This window comes from Nocardia sp. NPDC004582, from assembly GCF_053602115.1.
On the sequence record NZ_JBSGCY010000281.1, the window covers coordinates 1 to 2,337 of the forward strand.

The window sequence follows — 2,337 nt, forward strand, 5'->3', positions numbered from 1 at the left end:
GCCCGCTCGGCCGCCGCGACACCGGCGCGCGCCTTGGCGCCGCCCGCCCGGCGGTTGAGCACCTTCTTGGTGTGCGCCGCGACCGGACCCCAGGTCTCCTTGAGCGACACCAGGATCGGGACGGCGAAGAAGATCGACGAGTAGCCACCCACGATCATGCCGACCAGCTGCACCAGCGCCAGGTCCTTGAGCGTGCCCACGCCCAGCAGCCACACCGCGATCACCAGCATGCCGATGATCGGCAGGATGCCGATCACGGTGGTGTTGATCGATCGCATCAGGGTCTGGTTGGCCGCCAGGTTCGCCTTCTCCGCGTAGGTGTGCTTGGTCAGGTGCAGCACACCGTTGGTGTTCTCCTCGACCTTGTCGAAGACGACCACGTTGTCGTAGAGCACGTAACCCAGAATCGTGAGCAGACCGATCACCGCCGCGGGCGTCACCTCGAAACCGACCAGCGAGTAGATGCCCGCGGTCACGATCAGGTTGAACAACAGCGAGGCGATGGCCGCGAACGACATATCGCGTTCGAAGCGAATCGCGATGTACAGCATGGTCAATCCGACGAACACCACCAGCGCCAGCAACGCCTTGTGGGTGACCTGGCCACCCCAGGTCTCACTGATCTCGGCGACGCTGATCGCGTTGCGGCTGGGCTGCCCGCTGGAATCCTTCGGCTGGAACGCGTCGTACAGCGCGTTCTGCAGCTTGTCGGCCTGCTCGGCGCTCAGCGAATCCGAGCGGATCTGGATGGTCGCCGAGGAACCCGAGCCCACCTTCTGCACGGTCACCGGGTCGTGGCCGAGCGCGCCCCGGTAGACGTCCTCCACCTTCGAGGTGGTGACGCTGTCGGCGGCGGGCAGCTGGATGCGCGAACCGCCGGCGAAGTCGATGCCCAGGGTGAACCCCTTGAACACCATGCTGGCCAGCGCGATCGCGATCAGCGCGGCCGCGATGCCGTAGTAGACCTTGCGCTTGCCGACGATCTCGAAACCGCCGGTGCCGGTGTAGAGCCGCTCGAACAGGCTGTGCCGCTTGTCGACCGGGGTGGCCTCGTAGTCGAGCTCGGAGTCGGAATCCACCATGATGGGAGAGGACTTGGCCATGATCACGCCTCCTTCACCAGAACGCGGGCGGTGGCCTTGCGTTCCTGTGCCAGCTCTGCAATTGCGCCCAGGCCGTTCACCGAGGGCTTCGCCCAGAACGGCGACTTCGAGACCAGCATCATCAGCGGCGCGGTCACCAGGTACAGGACGATGACGTCGAGCACGGTGGTGACACCCAGGGTGAAGGCGAAGCCCTTCACCTGACCGGCCGCCAGCAGGTACAGCACCGCGGAGGCGATCAGCGAGACCGTCTTACCCGAGAGGTTGGTGCGCTGCGCGCGCTGCCAGCCGCGCGGCACCGCCGAGCGGAAGCTGCGGCCCTCGCGCATCTGGTCCTTGATGCGTTCGAAGAAGACGACGAACGAGTCGGCGGTCATACCGATACCGATGATCAGACCCGCGATACCGGCCAGGTCGAGGGTGAACCCGATCCAGCGGCCCAGCAGCACGATCAGCGCGTACACCGCCACACCCGCCGCGAGCAGCGAGAAACCGGCCAGGAAGCCGAGCATCCGGTAGTAGAGCAGGCAGTACAGCAGCACGGCCACCAGGCCGATCGCGCCCGCGATCAGGCCCGCGCGCAGCGAGGACATGCCCAGGGTCGCCGAGACCGTCTCGGCCTCGGAGGTGGTGAACGACAGCGGCAGCGAACCGTACTTCAGGGAGTTCGCGAGCTCCTTGGCGGTGGTGCCGTTGAAGTTGCCGCTGATCTGGGTGCTGCCGCCGAACTGGTTGCCGGACTCGACGCGCGGCGCGCTGACCACCTTGGTGTCGAGCGCGAAGGCCAGCTGCTTGTTGAGGTACTCGTTGGTCAGCTTGCCCCAGGCGTCCGACCCGCTCGACTTGAACTCGACGTCGACCACCCAGCGGCCCTGCCGCGAATCCAGGGTGCCGGTCGCGTTCTTGATCTCCTGGCCGTCCAGCTTGGACTTGTCGAGCAGATAGACCTCGGTGCCGTCGCTGCTGCAGGCGACCAGCGGCAGATTCGGGTCGTCATTGCCCTGCAGCGGATCCGGCTTGGTGCAGTCCATGGTGGCCATGGCCTGCAGCTGCGCGGCCTGATCGGTGCTCTGCCGCAACGCCTTCGCGGCCGCGATCTCCTGCTGCTGTTGCTGCGGGCTCGGGGCCGGGCTCGGCGCCGGGGACGGCGTGGTGGGCGCCTGCGCGGGGAAGACCCGGTTCTGCGGCGCCACGCTCGACGGCGTCGCGGCCTCGGTGCTGGGCGCGACCGAGC

2 protein-coding genes are annotated in these 2,337 nt (G+C 67.1%); both read right to left on the minus strand.

Annotated features, from left to right (window positions below):
* Window positions 1-1,103: protein translocase subunit SecF (secF, locus tag ACWELJ_RS33975; protein WP_452370154.1), on the minus strand; the 1,103-nt coding region annotated here is incomplete at its 3' end.
* Window positions 1,104-1,105: 2 nt separating this feature from the next.
* On the minus strand, window positions 1,106-2,337 hold a 1,232-nt coding region (gene secD / locus ACWELJ_RS33980; protein WP_452370155.1), incomplete at its 5' end, for a protein translocase subunit SecD.